Source organism: Cryptosporangium aurantiacum, from assembly GCF_900143005.1.
GTDB classification, from domain to species: Bacteria; Actinomycetota; Actinomycetes; order Mycobacteriales; family Cryptosporangiaceae; genus Cryptosporangium; species Cryptosporangium aurantiacum.
In genome coordinates this window covers 268,529-285,825 of sequence record NZ_FRCS01000005.1, presented here as the reverse complement: position 1 = coordinate 285,825, position 17,297 = coordinate 268,529, and the positions used below count along the sequence as shown (strand labels likewise).

Genomic DNA, 17,297 nt, shown 5'->3' with positions numbered 1-17,297 from the left:
GACAAAAACGCTCGGGTCAGGCCGCGGACACCCGGGGCTTCTCGTCGCCGGAACGGGCACCGCGTGGCGCCGGGTGCTCAACGAGAGCTAATACGCGAGCGGCCATGAAGCGGGCGGTTCGGACGGTGGTTCCGCCCCGCGTCACTTCGGTCACCTCGACGACTCCGCGACGGTGAGTGACGTCGACCCGACGGCCGGCTCTGGTCGCGACGACCTCGTAGGTGCGGGTGGAATCGCCGGCATCGATGACTATCTCGACTCGGTCGCCCTTCATGGGACACCTCGCAGCGGCTGCGCGTCCGAACTGGTGTACTACCCATTGTCGCACGTGGAGGGGCCTAGCGGAGCCATCGCGCGAACGCAGTTACCGCGAGCGCACCCAGCGCCACGCCCAGCGCCGCACCGGCGAACGCGTCGGTGGCCCAGTGGTAACCCAGGTAGATCATGCAGACCCCACAGATGGTCAGGCTCACCGCGCCGACGATCAGCAGGCGGTTCATCCAGCGGCGGTCGCCGGTCAGCGCGACCACGAGGACGGCCAGCGTCGCGCTGAACACGACGACGTTCGCCGCGTGCCCGGACGGATAGCTCATCCGCAGGTGCAGATCGGCCGCGACCGCGTGCAGGTGCGGATCGCCGGTCCCCGGCGGCGGACGCCCGGCCCAGAGCTTCGCGGAGCCGACGACCAGCGTGTGGACGAGCCAGACGCCGACCAGGCCCACCACCGGGCGCGCCGATCGCCGTCGGATCGCGAGCGCCACCGCGGCCACCGCGGACGCGGCCGGGAACACCCAGTTCTGGCCCAGCGAGAACCCGGCGCGGGCCGGCCAGTACAGCGCCGAAGCGCGGTGCTCGGCGCTGCCCTCGGCCATCGACCGGTCGATCCCCAGCAGGAATCCGGTGGCCACACCGACCGTGATCGCCGCGAACACGGTCGCGGCCAGCGCCGCCGTCCACCACGGCCGCGCGGTCCGCTGTTTCGCTGCGGCCCAGGTCGGAGACATGCCAAAAGGCTACGTTCAGCGGAATTCTTGCCGAGATTGGGCGACAGCCGGACGGTGCTCGTCTTCCTTCTGGGGGCACACGAAAGGACTCCGAGGATGGTGCTGGCGCTCCTGCTCGACTTCGCCAATATCGCGGGCGGCCTGCTGCTGGCCGCCGTCCTGCTGCAGCGGCTGCCGAAGGTCGGATCCGACCTCGGGCTCGCCGCGCGGGCGGCCGCGCCGTACGGCTGGCTCGTCGGTCTCGTCGCGCTGGTCACCGCGGGGTACTACCTGCTCGTCCACCTGACCGACGGACCGCGGGTGTTCCACTTCGAGATCGTCGGTCTCGGGGTCGGCGTCGCGCTGCTGTGGGACCGGCTGCGCGGGCGGTCCGGTCCAGGCCGGAGCCCGGCGCGGACGAACGGCCCGCCCGGAGCGACACGCACCGAACCGGCCGTCAGGGCGCCCACCGGCGCCGCGCTGCTGCTCGCGGTCTTCGGGATCATCGCGGTCATCGTTGGTTTCCAGGGGCTCTTGACCCCCGACTACTGACCCGTCACCCCAGGAACGCCGAGAGGTCGAGGTACTGCCGGTCGTGGGTGACCAGCCCGGCGTCGTCGAAGACCAGCACCTTCGCGTACTCGTGCCGCAGCGTCCGGCCGGTCGGCGGGAGCGCCGGCTGACCGGGCAGCTCGAACGGGCCGGTGTGCGTCGCGGTGCCGGCCACCTCGGCCACCACCGTGTCGTCGGTGACGTGCAGGTGGTGCACGGTCTCGCGGTAGTCCGGGTAGGCGGCGAACACCGCCCGGCTCCAGGCCAGCGTCTGCGGCACGTCGAGTTCCCAGCCGGGTAGCGGGCGGAACGTGTAGCCGGGCGCGCAGGTGGCGCGCCACGCGTCCCAGTCCTGGCCGGTCCAGGCCGCGTTGACGGTGGCGAAGCGAGAAGCGAGGTCCACGGCGTCCTCCAAAGTATTTGCACGGTCGTGCGTATAGTTTGCCGCACGGACGCTTACCCTGGCACCGTGATCGCAGAACGGAGGCGGCCGAAGGCCGACGACGGCCGGATCGCCCGTGGCGCCGCCACCCGGCGCGAGATCCTCGACCACGCGGCCCGGGTCGCGTCGGTCGACGGGCTCACCGGGCTGTCGCTCGGACGGCTGGCCACCGACCTCGGGCTGAGCAAGAGCGCTGTGTTCGCGCACTTCTCGTCGACCGAGCGCCTGCACCTGGCCGTCGTAGCGGCCGCGGTCGACGTGTTCCGCGCGCGGGTCGTGGAACCGGCCCTCGCGGTCGAGCCGGGGCGCGCCCGGGTGGAGGCGCTGACCGGCGGCTGGCTCACCTACTCCGAGCAGCGCGCGTTTCCCGGCGGCTGCTTCTTCCTGCACGTCGGTGCGGAGTTCGACGCCCGGCCCGGCCCGGTGCGCGACGCGCTCTCCGGGGCCCGGCGCGACTGGCTACGGCTGCTGACCGGGACGATTCGCGACGCCGTCCGGCTCGGTGAGTTCGCGGCGGACACCGATGCGGCCCAACTCGCGTTCGAGGTGGACGCGGTGGCGGCGGCCGCCAACTCCGCCGCGCTGCTGCTCGACGACCCGCAGGCCTACGAGCGGGCCCGGCGCGCGATCCGCGCCCGGCTCGTCGGCGCGCCCGCTTGACCGGTGCTTTCGCGCAGTATGTCGTAGAAACTTGTGCCAATACGTCAGCTTTCTGCGAGCGTCGTTACCGCGCTCATGCTCGCGACGACCTGCGCCGCCTGCGGATCCGACGACGACAGCGCCGACACCTCGTCGGCGACGAGCGCCGCCGCCACGTCCGCGTCGGCCACGGCGTCCGCCGCTGCGGCCGCCGCGGTGCTGACCGCGACCAACGCGTTCCTGGCCACGCTGAGCACGGCCCAGAAGACGTCGGTCCAGGGCGAACGGACCGCGGCGAACCTCGCGCAGTGGTCGAACCTGCCCGACCAGCTGTTCAAGCGGGCCGGGTTGCGGATGGACGCGCTCAGCGCCGCGCAGCAGGCCGCGGCGCTGAAGGTTCTGCGGGCGGCCCTCAGCGACGAGGGGTACACCCAGGTCACCGGCATCACGACCGCGGACGGCGTCCTCAAGGACAGCGGCGGGATGGACCTCGACTTCGGAGCGGACCACTACTGGATCCGAATCCTGGGGACGCCGAGCGCGAGCGGTAAGTGGACCGTGCAGTACGGCGGCCACCACCTGGCCGTGAACGTGACGATGGCCGGCTCGGAGATGACGCTGGCGCCGACGCTCTGGGGCGCCCAGCCCGCGTCGTACACCAAGTCCGGCGCCACCACCGAGCCGCTGAGCGGGGAGACGACGAAGGCGTTCGCGGTCGTCGGCGCGTTGGACGCGACCCAGCTGAAGTCCGCGGTGCTGACCACGTCGATCACCGAGATCGTGCTGGGCGCCGGGCAGGACGGGAAGACGCTCGCCACCACCGGCGTCAAGGCGTCCACGTTCACCGACGCCCAGAAGACACTGCTGCTGGCGCTGATCGACGAGTGGCTCACGCCGCTCAACGACGAACAGGCCGCAGCCAAGGTGGCCGAGGCGAAGGCGAACATCGACCAGACGACGTTCTCCTGGTACGGCAAGACGACGATCGGCAACCCGATCTACTACCGGGTCCAGGGGCCGACGTTCACGATCGAGTTCGCCCACCAGCAGGGTCAGGGAGCCAACGCGGGCGGGGTCACCCACATCCACTCGATCTACCGCGAGCCGGACAACGACTACGGCGCCGAGCTGTCGTGACGGCGGCGGCCCGCTGGGCGGCCGCAGTGGTGCTCGGCGCGCTGGCGTCGGGGCTCGCCGGGGCCTCCGCGGTCGCGCACCCGCTGGACGAGACGCTGCAGCAGGTCTACGTCACGCCGAGCCGTACCGGCCTGGACGTGGAGCTCGTCGTCACGCCGGGCGTCCTCGTCGCACCGGCGTTCGTGCGCTCGCTCGACACCGACGGCGACCGGGCGCTCAGCGTCGCGGAAACGTCGGCGCACGTGCGGACCGCGGCCTCGACCCTGCGCCTACGGGTCGACGGCGCGGTCGTTCCGCTCACGGTCACCGGGCACGCACACTCGGAGTACGCGCTGCTCGCCGCGGGCGGTGGAACGGTGACGCTGGAGGCGACCGCGCCGCTGCCGGCCGGCGCCCGGAACGTCGTCCTGACCGACGGATACCGCCCTGGTCGCACCGCTGTGCAGATGGACGTGCTGGTAGCGAAGGACGATCCGGTCGGTGCGGAAGCGATCATCCACGCGGACGGCGGCCGGACACTCGCGCTGACGCTGGTCGACAAGGCCGCCGCGCCTGTAGTTCCGGCCGAGCCGGTTGCGACGGACGGATCGATGCTCGACGCGCTGCGGAAACCGCTCACGTCACCGTGGGCGATGGTGGCGCTGGTCGGCGTCTGCGCGCTGCTCGGCGCCTTCCATGCGCTGACGCCGGGGCACGGCAAGGCACTGCTCGCGTCGTACCTCGTCGGTTCCGAGAGCACACCGAAGCAGGCGATCCAGCTCGGAGCGGTCATCACCGTCACGCACACGGCGGCGGTGATCCTGCTCGGCGCGGCCGTCCTGGCCGCGGGCCGGTACGTCGTCCCGGGGCTGGTCGTCCCCGTCCTGGAAGCCGTGGTCGGCGTCGTGGTCGTCGTACTCGGCGTGCGGCTGCTGGCCCGGCGCCGACGAACCGGGCCTGAGCCCGCGCACCCTCACCATCATCACCATGCGCACTCCCACGGAGGCGGCGTCGGCACGCTGGTGGCTCCGGAAGTCCGCACGCTGCCGACGACGTTCCGGGGCCTGGCCACGATGGGTGTCGCGGGCGGCGTCGTCCCGTGCCCGGAGGCGTTGAGCGTCCTGCTGCTGGCGATCGGCCTGAACCGCACCGCGCTCGGGTTGACGATGATCGTCGCGTTCAGCGTCGGGCTCGCCGCGGTCCTGGTGGGGCTCGGGCTCGCGCTGGTGACGGCACGCTCCGCGGTCACCCGGTTCCGCCCGCGCGGCCTGTCCTGGCTCCCCGTGGTCAGCGCGGTCGTCGTGACGGCCCTCGGCGCGGCGATGGTGATCCGGGGCGTGGCGGCACTAGCCGGGTAGCACGCAGGTCGGCGATCCGATCTCGATGACCTCGCCGGTCGGCACCGGGATGCCGTCCTCGAGGCGGAAGCGGACGAGCGTGTGCGACCGCTCGTTCGTCACCACCAACCCACCGTCCACGAGCGCGAAGTCCCGCGGCCAGTGCCCTCCGGTCGGCACCTCCGCAATGGGCTCCGGCACCCCGACCGCGTCGAGCCGGAACGTCGTGATCGTGTCCGGGCCGCGGTTGGCCAGGTAGAGGTACTGGCCGTCCGGGGACAGCGCGATCGCGCTCGGCTGGTTCGCCCCCTCAACCGCTGTGGCCGGCGTCTCGGCGATGACGACGCCGTCCACCAGCGTCAACACCGTAGAGCTGAGCTCGCCCGCGAGGTACCAGTCGCCGGACGGATGGATCGCCACGTGCCGGGGACCGGTTCCGGCGGGCAGCACGGTCTCGCCGGTCTGATCCAGCGTGCCGTCGGTGAGCCAGTAGTGGACGAGACGGTCGATCCCGAGGTCGACCACGGTCACCGTCCCGTCGTCGCTCACCACGACCTGGTGGGCGTGCGGACCCTCCTGGCGGTCGGTCCGCGGGCCCGAGCCGGAATGCTGGACCAGGTCGGTCCGCGCTCCGATCACCCCGCCGTCGACCGGGTGCACGGACACGCTCCCGGAGCCGTAGTTCGCGGCGAGCAGATGGCCGTCGGTCAGCGTCAGGTGACACGGCCACTGCCCGCCGGTCGACTGGGTCGAGAGCAGCGCCAGCGTGTCGGCCGCGTACGAGCTGACCGTGCCGTCGCCCTCGTTGACCGCGTAGAGCACGGACCCGTCCGTGATCACGAATGACGGCGAGGCGGTCGCCACGGAGGGCCCGCCGGGAAGGGCGGTCAACCCCGCACCCTGGCCGCCCATGTCCGAGGTGTACGAGCCGATGACGAGCCGGGTCACTCCGCCTCCAACACGGTCATTTCTGCGTCACGCGCCTGAGTCCACCGGACCGGCAACCCGACGGCGGTCAGGTGCGCGCCGGAATAGACGCCGTCGGCGGAACGGTAGCGGGCGCCGGGTTCCAGCCCGCGCAGCGGTAGCCGGACGTCGCCGTGCCGGATCCGCAGCCGGTCCATCGGCGCGGTGTTGTCCGACGGCCACAGCACGTCGGTGCGAGCCGCGGTGGCCAGGTCGACCCTGGTTCCGCCGGCGGCGCAGCTCTCGATCGGCGTCCACCTCACCGGACGAAATCCGCGTTCAGCCGCTGCTGCAGGGCGACGTCCGCCCACATCGGATGGTGCGGCGCGGCGTTCGAGCAAACCACGGTGCCCCACGCGCCGACCTCCCGGCTGCGGCGGACCGCGTACGCGCAGATCTCCGCACCGACCGGGCCCTCTTCGAACGTGCCGTGGAGCGGTGTGTAGCCCACCCAGCCCTCGCCGAAGACCAGCGGGACGTTCCGCGCAGCGGCGAAGTCGGCTGCGGCGAGCAACCAGGTGTCGAGGACCTGCCGCATCGCCACCCGATAGGTCGCGTAGCGCTCGTAGAGCCAGCGGTCCCACTTGTCCGGGTCGCACCAGTCGTGGGTGTAGACCTCGCGCCGCCCCACTACGGTCGCGTCGAGGATCCAGCGCCGGTCGGCCGGAGGCAGCCACTCCTCGAGCGGCGGCGCACCGTCGCGGAGCAACTCGGCGTACGCGCGTTCCTGCGGGTACGGACGCGACGTGTCGCGCAGCGCGAACGTCTCCACCAGCTCGTCCAGCACGCCGTAGACGTACGGGTGGAACACCGCGACGTCGGCGTTGCGCGGGACCGCGCGCAGCTCACCGACCGGCACCCGGGCGTAGTTGACCGTGCACGACACGGACGGGTGCCGATCCTTGAACCGGTCGATCCCGGCCTCCAGCGGGTCCTGCAGCCCGAGCACCTGGCCGAACCGGCCGGGCTGGGTCAGGCCGCTGTACTGGACCTCGTTGTGCAGCTCGACGAACGCGACGGTGTCGGCCAGGCCCTCGGCCTTCAGCAGGTCGATCAGGTCGGCGTGGGCGTCCGCGAGCACGAGTGGCCGGTCCGCGACCGGCACCGCCCGCAGCGCCCGGTGCCACGAGTCGTCGGCGAGGAACGCCGGGCTCTGCTGGTACTCCCAGCTCGACACGATCACCCGGCAGTCGTGCCGGGCGGCGGCCCGGAAGAACGAGAGCAGGTGGGCCCGGCCGTCCAGCGTGGCCGGCGCCTGCACGTCGTACCAGCGGGTGCGCTGGCCGTACTCGCCGCCGAGCCCGCCGAACGTCAGCGCGGACGTGTCCAGCCCGGACCGGAACAGCAGGAACGGCATCGCGCAGATCCGCACGGTGTTGTAACCGCGCTCCACGGCCTGCGCGAAGGCGTCGTCCAGATCGTGGAACGGCTCCCCGGGAGCCGTCCGGGTGTACCAGGTGAAATCCCACAGGGTGACGGCCAACTTGCTCACTTGTTAGCTCCCACGAGAAGACCGGACACGAAGTGCCGTTGGAACGCGAAGAACACGATCGCGGTGGGCACCGCGGCGAGGACCGAGGCCGCAGCGACGACGTTCCACTGGCTCACGTAGCCACCCTGCAGGTTCAGCAGCGCGGCGGTGACCGGCAGCTTCGCCTCGGTACGGAGCACGGTGATCGCCCAGATCAGGTCGTTGAAGATCCAGGTGGTGGCCAGCGCGGCGAGAGCCGCCAGCGACGGGCGGCAGAGCGGCATCACGATCCGCGCGTAGATCTGCACCGGACCGGCCCCGTCGATGCGCGCCGCCTCGGTGAGTTCACCCGGCAGCGACCGCATGAACCCGTACAACACGAACGTGTAGAACCCCAGGCCGAACCCGACGTGGATCGCGATGAGGCCGATCAGCGTGTCGTAGAGCCCGAGCGACTCGGTGATCCGCGACACCGGGATCAGCAGGATCTGCGGCGGCAGCAGGTTGCCGGCCAGCATGAGCAGCAGGATCGGCCGCCGTCCGGGGATCGCGAAGCGGCTCAGCGCGTACGCCGCCATCGACGCGAGCCACAGCGTGATCACGACGGCCGGGGCGGTGATCAGGATGCTGGTCCAGAGCGCCCTGGCCATGCCGCCGGTGCCCAGCGCGGTCGTGAACCCGTCGAACGTGAAGCTGTGGGGCAGCGCCGACGTGCCGTGCGCGACCACGTCGTCGAACGAACGCACCGCGAGCAGCAGCACGAACACCATCGGCGCGATCCACACCATCGTCACCGGGATCATCACCGCGTGAAACACCCAGCCGCGGCGTCGCCGGGGGCTCCGGACGGTTTCCGGGACGGCCGGCGAAACCGGCGCGGCCACGAGCGTGGCGGTCATGCGGTGGCCTCCTCTTTGGTGGCCCGAACCAGGTAGGTGACGATGAAGACCAGCGCGAGCGCGAAGATCACCACGGCCGCCGCGGACGCGTAGCCCAGGTTCAGGAACTTGAAGCCCTGCTGGAACATGTACGTGCTGAGCAGCTCGGACGAGTGGTACGGCCCACCGGCGGTCATCGCCCAGACGATGTCGAACGTCCGCAGCGAGTCGATGACCGTCACTGCGAAGACCACCGTGTTGACGCCCCGCAACTGCGGCCAGGTGACGTACCGGAACCGCTGCCACGCGGTCGCGCCGTCGACTGCCGAGGCGTCGTCCAAAGTAGGGTCTGTGCCTTTCAACCCGGCCAGGTAGAGCACCATCACGTACCCCACCTGACGCCAGACCGCCGCGACCAGCACCGCGTACAGCGCGGTGTCCGGGTCGGCCAGCCACTGCTTCTCCCACGACGAGAGCCCGATCGCGCCGAGCAGCGTGTTGATCGAGCCGTCCGGCTGGTACTGCACGCGCCAGAACAGGCCGGTCACCGCGAGCGAGAACACCATCGGCAGGTAGATCGCGCTGCGGTAGAGCCCAACCCCGCGACGGGGCCGGTTGAGCGCGAGCGCCAGCAGCAACCCGCCCAGCACCGACAGTCCGCCGAAGCCGATCGCCCAGATCACGTTGTTCTTCAGCGCGCCGAGGAACACGTCGTCGCGGAAGAGCTGCTGGTAGTTGTCCAGCCCGACCGGCTGGGCGGCACCGAGCCCGTTCCAGGTCGTGAACGACAGGTAGAAGCTGTTGAGCGCCGGCCAGAACACCATGCCGATCTCGACCAGCGCCGGCACCGCGAGGAACACCCAGACGATCGGGGGCACGCGGCGCCGGTGCCGGCGCGCCGGCGTCTGCACGGTGGCGGCAGTCACGACCCCAGGACCTTCTTCGCGGACGCCTGCCATTCGCGCAGGATCGAGTTGACGTCGCCGGGGGAGTCGAGGAATTTGGTCAGCGCGGTGTCCGCGGTGGTCTGCAACTCGTCGCTGGAGTCGCGGTTGAAGAACTGGGTGATCTCCGCCGTGTCGTTGAGGTGCTTGATGCCCTTCTGCACCAGCGGCGAGAACTTGCTGGTGTCCACCTCGGTCGATGTGGGGAGGTTGGACGACTTGGCCCGCTCGATGAAGCTCTGCTGCGCCTCCGGCGAGGCCAGGTACGAGAGCAGGTCGAGCGTGCCCTGACGGTTGCGGGTCTTCGCGGCGGCGAAGTAACCGTCGGTCGGCGCTTCCTCGGCGACCGGCACGCTCGGGTTGATCGCGGGCACCCGGAAGAAGTCGATGTCGTCGACGCTGTCCTGCGGGACCGTGCTGGTGATGAACGCGCCGATGAGGTACATGCCGGCCTTCTTGGCGACCAGCGGCGTGATCGCGTCCTGATAGGAGTACGAGCGGCCCTTCGGGTCGATGTACTCGATCAGTTGCCGGTAGTGGTCCATGACCTGCTTGACCTCGGGCCCGTCGAACGCGTGCTCGCCGGCCAGCAGCTCCCGGTGGAATTTCGCGCCGTTGATCCGCAGGTTGAGGTAGTCGAACCAGCCGGACGCCATCCAGGCGGTCGAGCCGGTGCCCATCGTCAGCGGGTAGACGCCCTTGCTCTTGATCGTCTTGCAGACGCCGATGAACTGGTCCCACGTCGTCGGCGGCTGCACGCCCCACTCGGCGAACGCGGACTTCCGGTAGAAGACGCCCCACCAGTAGTAGTTGGTCGGGACGAAGATCTGCTTGCCGTCGGCGGTCGACAGCTCCTTGAGCGCGGGGGAGAACGTGGCGCAGGCGCCGTTGCCGGTCCACAGCTCGGAGACGTCGAGCAGGAAGCCCTTGCTCGCGTAGTCGCGGGCGACCGAGCCCGCGTACCAGGTCAGGACGTCCGGCGGGTTGCCGGAGTTGAGGTAGGTCGGTAACTGCGCCCGGAACGTCTCGATGGCGATCGTGTTCAGCGTGACCTTCGTCTTCGAGTAGCCCTCGACGACCTGGGTCAGCGCAGCCTTCGGGTCCGCGTCGGACTGGGACGACTGCAGCGTCAGCGTGGTGGAGCCGCCGCTGCTGCTGGAGTCGCTACCGGTGGCGCAGCCACCGAGGAAGGTCGCCGCGCCGAGTCCGCCGAGACCGGCCAGGAAACCTCGTCTGCTGAATGCGCTCTGGGCCGGGTGAACCGCCATGTGAACCCTCCGGGGGTACGAGAGTCAGCTGTGACATCGCGATTGCGGAACGGTTGCATGGCCGTCGTGAGGCTGTCAATATATCTTCCTAATTAATGGTTAGTTGCTGCGGAGGCGCCTGGATGAGCGAACGATTCGCAGGTCGGACCGCCGTCGTCACGGGGGCCGCCGGAGGCATCGGCGCTGCGTGTGCGGTGCGGTTGGCGGCGGAGGGCGCCTCGGTGGTGCTGACCGATGTCCGGCCGGCCGAGGAGGTGGCGGAGAAGATCCGCGCCGACGGCGGCCGCGCTCACGCGGTGCTCGCCGACGTGTCCGATGAGGAGGCCTGGAGTGCGGTGGCGCGGGTCGCGCGCGAACGGTTCGGGCCCGTCGGGGTACTCGTCAGCAACGCCTACACGGTGGACGTCGCCCCGGCGCACGAGACGAGCCGGGAATCCTGGGATCGACAGCTCGCGGTGTCGCTGACCGGCACGTTCCTCGGGATCCGCACGCTGCTGTCCGATCTGGGGTCCGCCGTACTGCTCTCGTCCGTCCACGCGCTGGTCGGTCTGCCGGGCCGTCCGGCCTACGCGGCCGCCAAGGGAGCGCTGGTCTCGCTGGGCCGTCAGCTCGCGGTCGAGTACGGTCCGTCGCTGCGGGTCAACGTCGTGCTCCCGGGACCGATCCTCACCGACGCGTGGGCGGAGATCTCCGAACCCGATCGCGAACGGAGCGCCGCTGCCACGATCGCCGGCCGCCTGGGTAACCCCACCGAGGTGGCCGCCGCGGTCGCGTTCCTGGCCTCGGACGACGCCGGCTACATCACCGGGACGACGCTCGTCGTCGACGGCGGTTGGACCGCGACACGGCAGTCGTCGTGACCGGCCGGAACTCACCACCGATGGGAAGACACGACAGGATGCACCAGTACGTGGCGCGTGGCGTGCACGGTCAGACGGTCGAGGTGCTGGCGCAGCGCATCCTGACCGGCCAAATTCCCGAAGGCGCGACCCTCGACATCACCGCGCTGCAGTCGGAGCTCGACGTGAGCCTGACCGCGCTGCGCGAGGCGATGCGGGTCCTGGCCGCGAAGGGACTGGTCGACGCGCGTCCCAAGCGCGGCACGTTCGTCCGCCCGCGCGGCGACTGGAGCCTGCTCGACCCGGACGTCCTGCGGTGGCAGTTCTCCCGCCAGGCGCGGCCGGGCCTGTTCGCCGACCTGAGCGAGCTGCGGAGCATCGTCGAACCGGGCGCGGCCAGCCTGGCCGCCGAGCGCGCCACCGACGAGGACATCGCCGCGCTCGACGCGGCGCTGGAGGCGATGGCGGCCGCCGGTGACGACGCGAGCGCGGCGGTCGACGCCGACCTCGCGTTCCACCGGGCACTGCTCGCCGCGACCCACAACGAACTCCTCCAGCGCATGGAGGTGCTGATCGAGACCGGGCTGGCCGAACGGGACCGGATGGTCCACGGTCACGGGCCCGGCGACCCGCTCCCCAGCCACCAGGCCGTCGTGGAGGCGATCCGTCAGCACGACCGCCTCGGCGCCGCCCAGGCCATGGGCCGACTCCTGGAGCAGGCGATCGAGGACGTGGCCAAGTTGGAAAGGGCTGCCGATGAAGATCGTTAGCGTCGAGACCTTCCTGGTGGCTCCGCGCTGGCTGTTCTGCCGGATCGGCACCGACGAAGGCATCGTCGGCTGGGGCGAGCCGGTCGTCGAGGGCCGGGCGGAGGTGGTCCGCTCCGCGGTGGAGGTGCTGGCCGAGTACCTGATCGGCGAGGACCCGTTACGCATCGAACAGCACTGGCAGGTCCTGACCAAGGGCGGCTTCTACCGCGGCGGCCCGGTGCTCTCCAGCGCCGTGGCCGGCGTCGATCAGGCGCTCTGGGACATCGCCGGGAAGTTCTACGGAGCCCCGGTCCACGCCCTGCTCGGCGGCGCGGTCCGCGACCGGGTCCGGGTCTACGCCTGGGTGGGCGGTGACGAGCCGGGCGAGGTGACCGACGCGGTGACCGCGCACGTCGAGGCCGGGATGACCGCGGTCAAGCTGAACGCGAGCGGTGTGCTCTCGCCGGTGCCGACGCTTGCCGAGGTCAACGCCGTGGTGAAGCGCGTCGGCGCGGCGCGGGCGGCGCTCGGCGACGACCGGGACGTGGCGGTCGACCTGCACGGACGGGCGACGTTCCCGGCCGCCCGCATGCTGCTGCCCGCGCTCGCGCCGCTGCAGCCGCTGCTGATCGAGGAACCGCTGCTTCCCGAGCACGGCGACCGGCTCCCGGAGCTGGTGGCGCACTGCTCGGTCCCGGTGGCGACCGGGGAACGTCTCTACCACCGCAGCGACTTCCTGCCCGCGCTGCGCGCCGGGATCAGCGTCGTCCAGCCCGATCTGTCGCACGCGGGCGGCATCTCCGAGGTGCGGCGCATCGCGTCGCTCGCGGAGACCCACGGCGCGCTGTTCGCTCCGCACTGCCCGCTCGGCCCGATCTCGCTGGCCGCGAGCCTGCAGACCGCGCTGGCCACGCCGAACTTCCTGATCCAGGAACAGAGCATGGGCATCCACTACAACGTGGGCGCGGAGCTGCTCGACTACGTGGCCGACCCGGAGCCGCTGCGGATCGTCGACGGGCACATCGCCCGCCTCGAACAGCCGGGGCTGGGCATCACCGTCGACGAGGACGCGGTCCGCCGCGCCGACCGGTCCGGGCACGCCTGGCGCAACCCGGTCTGGCGCCATCACGACGGGTCGTTCGCGGAGTGGTGACCGTGCGAACCGACCTGCCGCACGGCGACGTCTCGGCCGGGGCCAGGCTCGTCGCTCCGGACGGCACGGTGACGCGCGTCTACGACCGCGCACCCGACGTCGAAACCGTGGCGTGGCCCGCCGGTCTGGACCGGCTCGAGCCCGACGACGGGACCGCGATCGGCGCGATCCTCACCGACTGCCCGTCGGTGCGGGTCGTCGACGGATCCTCGCTGCGCTTCCGGCTGGACGCCGACGGGCAGCCGGTCTCGGTCGCGCTCTGGCGCAACCTCCGCGGCTGGCCCGCCGAGGCTCCGTACCGCTCGATCGGCGTGGAACCGATGCTCGGCGCGGCGTTCGACCTCGCCACCGCCGGGCGCGGCGAGGCCGCGGTGGTCGGATTCTCCGGATCCTGCGAGTGGCGCCTGACGGTGACGGCATGAGCGTCGACGTCGTCTGCGTGGGGGAGTCGATGGCGCTGGTGACGCCCGACCCACCGCGTCCGCTGGCCGACGGCGGGCCGATGCGGCTGGACGCCGCGGGCGCCGAGTCGACCGTGGCCTCGTATCTCGCGCAGCTCGGCGCCCGGGCCGCCTGGGCCAGCGCGGTCGGTGCCGACCCGCTCGGCGCGCTGCTGCGCACCCGGATCGCGTCCTACGGCGTCGACGTCTCGGGTGTGGTGATCGATCCGGACGCCCCGACCGGCGTCTACTTCAAGGACCCCGGCGCCGAGACCACCGTCTACTACTACCGCGCCGGATCCGCCGCCTCGCGGCTCGGACCCGCGGTGCTGGACCACCTGCCCGCCACCCGGATCCTGCACACGAGCGGGATCACCCCTGCCCTGTCGGGTTCGTGCGCGGCGCTGGTCGACGCCGCGCTCGGCCTCGACGTCGTGACGAGTTTCGACGTCAACTACCGCGCGCGACTCTGGCCGGTGGCCGAGGCCGCCCCGATCCTGGCCGGACTGGCCCGGCGCGCCGACGTCGTCTTCGTCGGGCTGGACGAGGCGCAGACGCTCTGGGGCGTGCAGACGGCAGCCGACGTGCGGGCGCTGCTGCCGGAGCCGACCCGGGTCGTCGTCAAGGACGGGGCCGTCGGCGCCTGGTCCGACGACGTGTTCGTCCCCGCGCCCACGGTCGACGTCGTCGAGCCGGTCGGCGCCGGTGACGCGTTCGCCGCGGGGTATCTGTTCGGACTGCTGGGAGACGCCGCGGAGGCGGACCGCCTGCGCCTCGGGCACCGGATCGCCGGTGCGGCGCTGCGGGTGACCGGCGACGTGGCACGGCTGGAGGATTCATGCTGACGTTCGACGAGATCTTCGGAGAGGCCCGGATCATGGCGATCCTCCGTGGCCTGCCGCCGGACGAGACCGTCGCCCTCGCCGAGCGGTTGTGGGATGCCGGCGTCACGGTGCTGGAGGTGCCGCTGGCCAGCCCTCATGGCCTCGACGCCCTGCGCGCGACCGCGGTGGCCGCCACCGCACGCAACCGCACCATCGGCGCGGGGACCGTACTCACACCCGACCAGGTCCGTGCCGCCGCGGACGCCGGAGCGCGGTACACGGTCGCGCCGGGCCTCGACCTCACCGTGCTCGCCGCCGCCCTGCACGCCGGGCTGCCGCATCTGCCCGGCGTGGCGACCGCCACCGAGGTCGCCACCGCGACCGCGGCCGGATGCCGCTGGCTGAAGGCGTTCCCGGCCGGTGCGCTCGGCCCCGGTTGGATCTCCGCCCTGCGCGGCCCGTTCCCCGACGTCCGCTTCGTGGCCACCGGCGGCCTGTCCGCGACCGACGTGCCCACCTTCCTCGCCGCTGGCGCGTCCGTGGTCGCCCTGGGCTCCGCCCTCGGGGACCCGGCCGCGCTCGCCAATTGGCTCTGACAACAGATGGTGGTATCGGCCGCCACGCACACCACCATCTGTTGTCGGCGGTGAACCGTGGCAGGCTACGAGCATGAACCGGCTCGGTGACGCGACCTCGCCCTACCTCGTCCAGCACGCGACCAACCCGGTCGACTGGTGGCCCTGGTCGGCCGAAGCGTTTGCCGAGGCCAAGCGCCGCGACGTCCCGGTGCTGATCTCGGTCGGGTACGCGGCCTGCCACTGGTGCCACGTCATGGCGCACGAATCGTTCGAGGACGAGGAGACCGCCGCGCTGGTCAACCAGTACACGGTGCCGATCAAGGTCGACCGCGAGGAGCGACCGGACGTCGACGCGGTCTACATGGAGGCCACCCAGGCCATGACCGGCCAGGGCGGCTGGCCGATGACCGTGTTCGCGACCCCGGACGGCGAACCGTTCTTCTGCGGCACGTACTTCCCGAAGCCGCACTTCCAGCGGCTCCTCGTCGCTGTCGCCGAGGCCTGGGCCACCCAGCGCGAGGAGGCGATCGCGCAGGGCCGCAACGTCGTCGAGGCGCTGTCCGGCGGCAGCCTCGGCCCCGGCCACCCGCTCGACGCGAAGAAGCTCGACACCGCGGCGACCACGTTCCAGCGCGATTTTGACGCCGTCCACAAGGGCTTCGGTGGCGCGCCCAAGTTCCCGCCGTCGATGGGGCTGGAGTTCCTGCTCCGCCACGCCGCCCGGACCGGCAGCGACGACTCGCTGCGGATGGTGCGCGAGACCTGCGACGCGATGGCCCGCGGCGGGATGTACGACCAGCTCGGCGGCGGGTTCGCGCGGTACGCGGTCGACGCGACCTGGACCGTGCCGCACTTCGAGAAGATGCTCTACGACAACGCGCTGCTGCTCCGCGTCTACCTGCATCTCTGGCGCGCGACCGGGGATCCGCTCGCCCGCCGCGTCGCCGACGAGACCGTCGAGTTCCTCCGGCGCGACCTGCGGACGGCCGAGGGTGGCTTCGCGTCCGCGCTCGACGCCGACACCGACGGCGTGGAGGGCCTGACCTACGCGTGGACGCCCGCGCAACTCGTCGAAACCCTCGGCGAGGAGGACGGCCGCTGGGCCACGGAGCTGCTCGGCGTCACGTCCGACGGCACGTTCGAGCACGGGACCAGCGTCCTGCAGCTGCGAGCTGACCCCGACGACCCCGCACGCTGGGCCGCGCTGCGCGAGCGACTGCTCGCGGCGCGGGCCACGCGGCCGCAGCCCGCGCGCGACGACAAGGTCGTCGCGGCCTGGAACGGGTTGGCGATCGCGGCGCTCGCCGAGTACGGCGAACTCACCCATGACAAGAGCGCGGTGGACGCCGCCGTGCAGGCCGCCGAGCTGCTGCTGCGCCTCCATCTGGTCGACGGCAGGCTGCGCCGCACCTCGCGCGACGGGCGGGTCGGGGAGCACGCCGGTGTCCTGGAGGACCACGGCGACGTGGCCGAAGGGCTGCTCGCGCTGCACCAGGTCACCGGCGAAGCGCGCTGGCTGGCGGCGGCCGGTGAGCTGCTGGAGACCGCGCTCACCCGGTTCGCCGACGGGTCCGGCGGCTTCTACGACACGGCCGACGACGCCGAGGCGCTGATCCGCCGCCCGCAGGACCCGACCGACAACGCGACCCCGTCCGGCTCCTCGGCGGTGGCCGGTGCGCTGCTCACCTACGCGGCGCTGACCGGATCGATCCGTCACCGGGAAGCAGCCGAGGGGGTGCTGGCGAAGATGGCGCCGGTCGCCGAGAAGTTCGCCCGCTTCGCGGGCTGGGCCTGCGCGGTCGGAGAGGCCGCGGTCGCCGGCCCGCTGCAGGTCGCGATCGTCGGTTCCGGTCCCGATGCGGACGCCTTGCGGCGCACCGCCTGGCGCGCGACGTCGCCGGGCGCCGTGGTCGTCGCCGGTGAGCCGGACGCGGAGGGAGTGCCGCTGCTCGCCGACCGTCCGCTCGTCGGTGGCGAGCCGGCGGCCTACGTCTGCCACGGCTTCGTCTGTGACCGTCCCACCACGGATCCGGCGGTCCTCGCTGGCCAGGTCCGCTGACAAAGGCGGGCGCGGGAGCGTTCGTCACGGCTCGCTAGGATCGGCGAGACCCCCGAGAC

The 17,297-nt window shown here is 71.7% G+C and carries 19 protein-coding genes and 1 pseudogene; 11 read left to right on the top strand and 9 right to left on the bottom strand.

Features of this window, described 5'->3' with window-relative positions; translation table 11 throughout:
- Positions 1-16 precede the first annotated feature (16 nt).
- On the bottom strand, positions 17-274 hold the full coding sequence (locus BUB75_RS18945) for a hypothetical protein (RefSeq protein ID WP_073258873.1): 258 nt from the start codon (positions 272-274) through the stop codon (positions 17-19).
- A 64-nt stretch (positions 275-338) separates the two neighbouring features.
- On the bottom strand, positions 339-1,004 hold the full coding sequence (locus BUB75_RS18940) for a phosphatase PAP2 family protein (RefSeq protein WP_073258872.1): 666 nt from the start codon (positions 1,002-1,004) through the stop codon (positions 339-341).
- Positions 1,005-1,100: 96 nt separating this feature from the next.
- On the opposite strand from BUB75_RS18940, the gene BUB75_RS18935 reads away from it, so the two are divergent.
- A complete protein-coding gene (locus BUB75_RS18935) occupies positions 1,101-1,535 on the top strand; it encodes a hypothetical protein (protein WP_073258871.1) in 435 nt (144 codons plus the stop codon).
- A gap of 4 nt (positions 1,536-1,539) precedes the next feature.
- Here the strand turns inward: BUB75_RS18935 and BUB75_RS44305 are convergent, their stop codons facing one another.
- Positions 1,540-1,938 (bottom strand): ester cyclase, encoded by a 399-nt coding sequence (locus BUB75_RS44305; RefSeq protein WP_073258870.1) that lies wholly within the window; start codon positions 1,936-1,938, stop codon positions 1,540-1,542.
- Between the two features lie 66 nt (positions 1,939-2,004).
- On the opposite strand from BUB75_RS44305, the gene BUB75_RS18925 reads away from it, so the two are divergent.
- The 3 genes from BUB75_RS18925 to BUB75_RS18915 all read left to right on the top strand — a co-directional run bounded on the left by BUB75_RS18925 (position 2,005) and on the right by BUB75_RS18915 (position 5,090).
- Positions 2,005-2,637: a TetR/AcrR family transcriptional regulator gene (locus tag BUB75_RS18925; RefSeq protein ID WP_218617621.1), complete on the top strand. Its 633-nt coding sequence runs from the start codon at positions 2,005-2,007 to the stop codon at positions 2,635-2,637.
- A gap of 75 nt (positions 2,638-2,712) precedes the next feature.
- A complete protein-coding gene (locus BUB75_RS18920; RefSeq protein ID WP_073258869.1) occupies positions 2,713-3,753 on the top strand; it encodes a DUF3500 domain-containing protein in 1,041 nt (346 codons plus the stop codon).
- Complete coding sequence (locus BUB75_RS18915) at positions 3,750-5,090, top strand: nickel/cobalt transporter (protein ID WP_073258868.1); 1,341 nt, start codon at positions 3,750-3,752, stop codon at positions 5,088-5,090. The genes BUB75_RS18920 and BUB75_RS18915 overlap by 4 nt, the downstream gene beginning before the upstream one ends.
- Here BUB75_RS18915 and BUB75_RS18910 read toward each other — a convergent pair.
- From BUB75_RS18910 to BUB75_RS18885, 6 genes and pseudogenes are all read right to left on the bottom strand, one after another.
- Entirely contained in the window at positions 5,079-6,017 is a 939-nt protein-coding gene (locus BUB75_RS18910) for a lactonase family protein (protein ID WP_073258867.1), read from the bottom strand. The two genes, BUB75_RS18915 and BUB75_RS18910, sit on opposite strands and share 12 nt — an antisense overlap.
- Positions 6,014-6,283: pseudogene (locus tag BUB75_RS44300) on the bottom strand (GH36 C-terminal domain-containing protein); the annotation flags it as partial. The pseudogene BUB75_RS44300 and the gene BUB75_RS18910, both read right to left, overlap by 4 nt.
- An 11-nt stretch (positions 6,284-6,294) precedes the next feature.
- Entirely contained in the window at positions 6,295-7,527 is a 1,233-nt protein-coding gene (locus tag BUB75_RS18900; protein ID WP_073258866.1) for a cellulase-like family protein, read from the bottom strand.
- Positions 7,524-8,405: a carbohydrate ABC transporter permease gene (locus tag BUB75_RS18895; protein ID WP_073258865.1), complete on the bottom strand. Its 882-nt coding sequence runs from the start codon at positions 8,403-8,405 to the stop codon at positions 7,524-7,526. Before BUB75_RS18895 ends, BUB75_RS18900 begins: the two co-directional genes overlap by 4 nt.
- Positions 8,402-9,343: a carbohydrate ABC transporter permease gene (locus BUB75_RS18890; protein ID WP_073258864.1), complete on the bottom strand. Its 942-nt coding sequence runs from the start codon at positions 9,341-9,343 to the stop codon at positions 8,402-8,404. The genes BUB75_RS18895 and BUB75_RS18890 overlap by 4 nt, the downstream gene beginning before the upstream one ends.
- Positions 9,307-10,596, bottom strand: coding sequence for an ABC transporter substrate-binding protein (locus BUB75_RS18885; protein ID WP_073258863.1), 1,290 nt, complete (start codon positions 10,594-10,596; stop codon positions 9,307-9,309). The genes BUB75_RS18890 and BUB75_RS18885 overlap by 37 nt, the downstream gene beginning before the upstream one ends.
- A 122-nt stretch (positions 10,597-10,718) precedes the next feature.
- Here BUB75_RS18885 and BUB75_RS18880 point away from each other — a divergent pair, with 122 nt between their 5' ends.
- The 7 genes from BUB75_RS18880 (at position 10,719) to BUB75_RS18850 (ending at position 17,238) form a co-directional block, all read left to right on the top strand.
- Positions 10,719-11,456, top strand: coding sequence for an SDR family NAD(P)-dependent oxidoreductase (locus BUB75_RS18880; protein ID WP_073258862.1), 738 nt, complete (start codon positions 10,719-10,721; stop codon positions 11,454-11,456).
- Between the two features lie 38 nt (positions 11,457-11,494).
- The gene (locus tag BUB75_RS18875) at positions 11,495-12,205 is read left to right on the top strand and encodes a FadR/GntR family transcriptional regulator (protein WP_073258861.1); all 711 of its coding nucleotides are present in this window, start codon (positions 11,495-11,497) and stop codon (positions 12,203-12,205) included.
- Positions 12,192-13,337, top strand: a complete 1,146-nt coding sequence (gene dgoD, locus BUB75_RS18870; protein ID WP_073258860.1) for a galactonate dehydratase — start codon at positions 12,192-12,194, stop codon at positions 13,335-13,337. The genes BUB75_RS18875 and dgoD overlap by 14 nt, the downstream gene beginning before the upstream one ends.
- Positions 13,334-13,759 (top strand): hypothetical protein, encoded by a 426-nt coding sequence (locus BUB75_RS18865; protein WP_143175292.1) that lies wholly within the window; start codon positions 13,334-13,336, stop codon positions 13,757-13,759. The genes dgoD and BUB75_RS18865 overlap by 4 nt, the downstream gene beginning before the upstream one ends.
- The gene (locus tag BUB75_RS18860) at positions 13,756-14,622 is read left to right on the top strand and encodes a sugar kinase (RefSeq protein WP_073259177.1); all 867 of its coding nucleotides are present in this window, start codon (positions 13,756-13,758) and stop codon (positions 14,620-14,622) included. Before BUB75_RS18865 ends, BUB75_RS18860 begins: the two co-directional genes overlap by 4 nt.
- A complete protein-coding gene (locus BUB75_RS18855) occupies positions 14,616-15,197 on the top strand; it encodes a bifunctional 4-hydroxy-2-oxoglutarate aldolase/2-dehydro-3-deoxy-phosphogluconate aldolase (RefSeq protein ID WP_073258858.1) in 582 nt (193 codons plus the stop codon). Before BUB75_RS18860 ends, BUB75_RS18855 begins: the two co-directional genes overlap by 7 nt.
- 73 nt (positions 15,198-15,270) lie before the next feature.
- On the top strand, positions 15,271-17,238 hold the full coding sequence (locus BUB75_RS18850) for a thioredoxin domain-containing protein (protein ID WP_073258857.1): 1,968 nt from the start codon (positions 15,271-15,273) through the stop codon (positions 17,236-17,238).
- Positions 17,239-17,297 lie beyond the last annotated feature (59 nt).

Bases quoted from the DNA above. Each gene is read 5' to 3' on its own strand.
- BUB75_RS18945 (WP_073258873.1), bottom strand. From the start codon at position 274: ATGAAGGGCGACCGAGTCGAGATAGTCATCGATGCCGGCGATTCCACC.
- BUB75_RS18940 (WP_073258872.1), bottom strand. From the start codon at position 1,004: ATGTCTCCGACCTGGGCCGCAGCGAAACAGCGGACCGCGCGGCCGTGG.
- BUB75_RS18935 (WP_073258871.1), top strand. From the start codon at position 1,101: ATGGTGCTGGCGCTCCTGCTCGACTTCGCCAATATCGCGGGCGGCCTG.
- BUB75_RS18920 (WP_073258869.1), top strand. From the start codon at position 2,713: ATGCTCGCGACGACCTGCGCCGCCTGCGGATCCGACGACGACAGCGCC.
- BUB75_RS18895 (WP_073258865.1), bottom strand. From the start codon at position 8,405: ATGACCGCCACGCTCGTGGCCGCGCCGGTTTCGCCGGCCGTCCCGGAA.
- BUB75_RS18890 (WP_073258864.1), bottom strand. From the start codon at position 9,343: ATGGCAGGCGTCCGCGAAGAAGGTCCTGGGGTCGTGACTGCCGCCACC.
- BUB75_RS18885 (WP_073258863.1), bottom strand. From the start codon at position 10,596: ATGGCGGTTCACCCGGCCCAGAGCGCATTCAGCAGACGAGGTTTCCTG.
- BUB75_RS18880 (WP_073258862.1), top strand. From the start codon at position 10,719: ATGAGCGAACGATTCGCAGGTCGGACCGCCGTCGTCACGGGGGCCGCC.
- BUB75_RS18875 (WP_073258861.1), top strand. From the start codon at position 11,495: ATGCACCAGTACGTGGCGCGTGGCGTGCACGGTCAGACGGTCGAGGTG.
- dgoD (WP_073258860.1), top strand. From the start codon at position 12,192: ATGAAGATCGTTAGCGTCGAGACCTTCCTGGTGGCTCCGCGCTGGCTG.
- BUB75_RS18860 (WP_073259177.1), top strand. From the start codon at position 13,756: ATGAGCGTCGACGTCGTCTGCGTGGGGGAGTCGATGGCGCTGGTGACG.
- BUB75_RS18855 (WP_073258858.1), top strand. From the start codon at position 14,616: ATGCTGACGTTCGACGAGATCTTCGGAGAGGCCCGGATCATGGCGATC.
- BUB75_RS18850 (WP_073258857.1), top strand. From the start codon at position 15,271: ATGAACCGGCTCGGTGACGCGACCTCGCCCTACCTCGTCCAGCACGCG.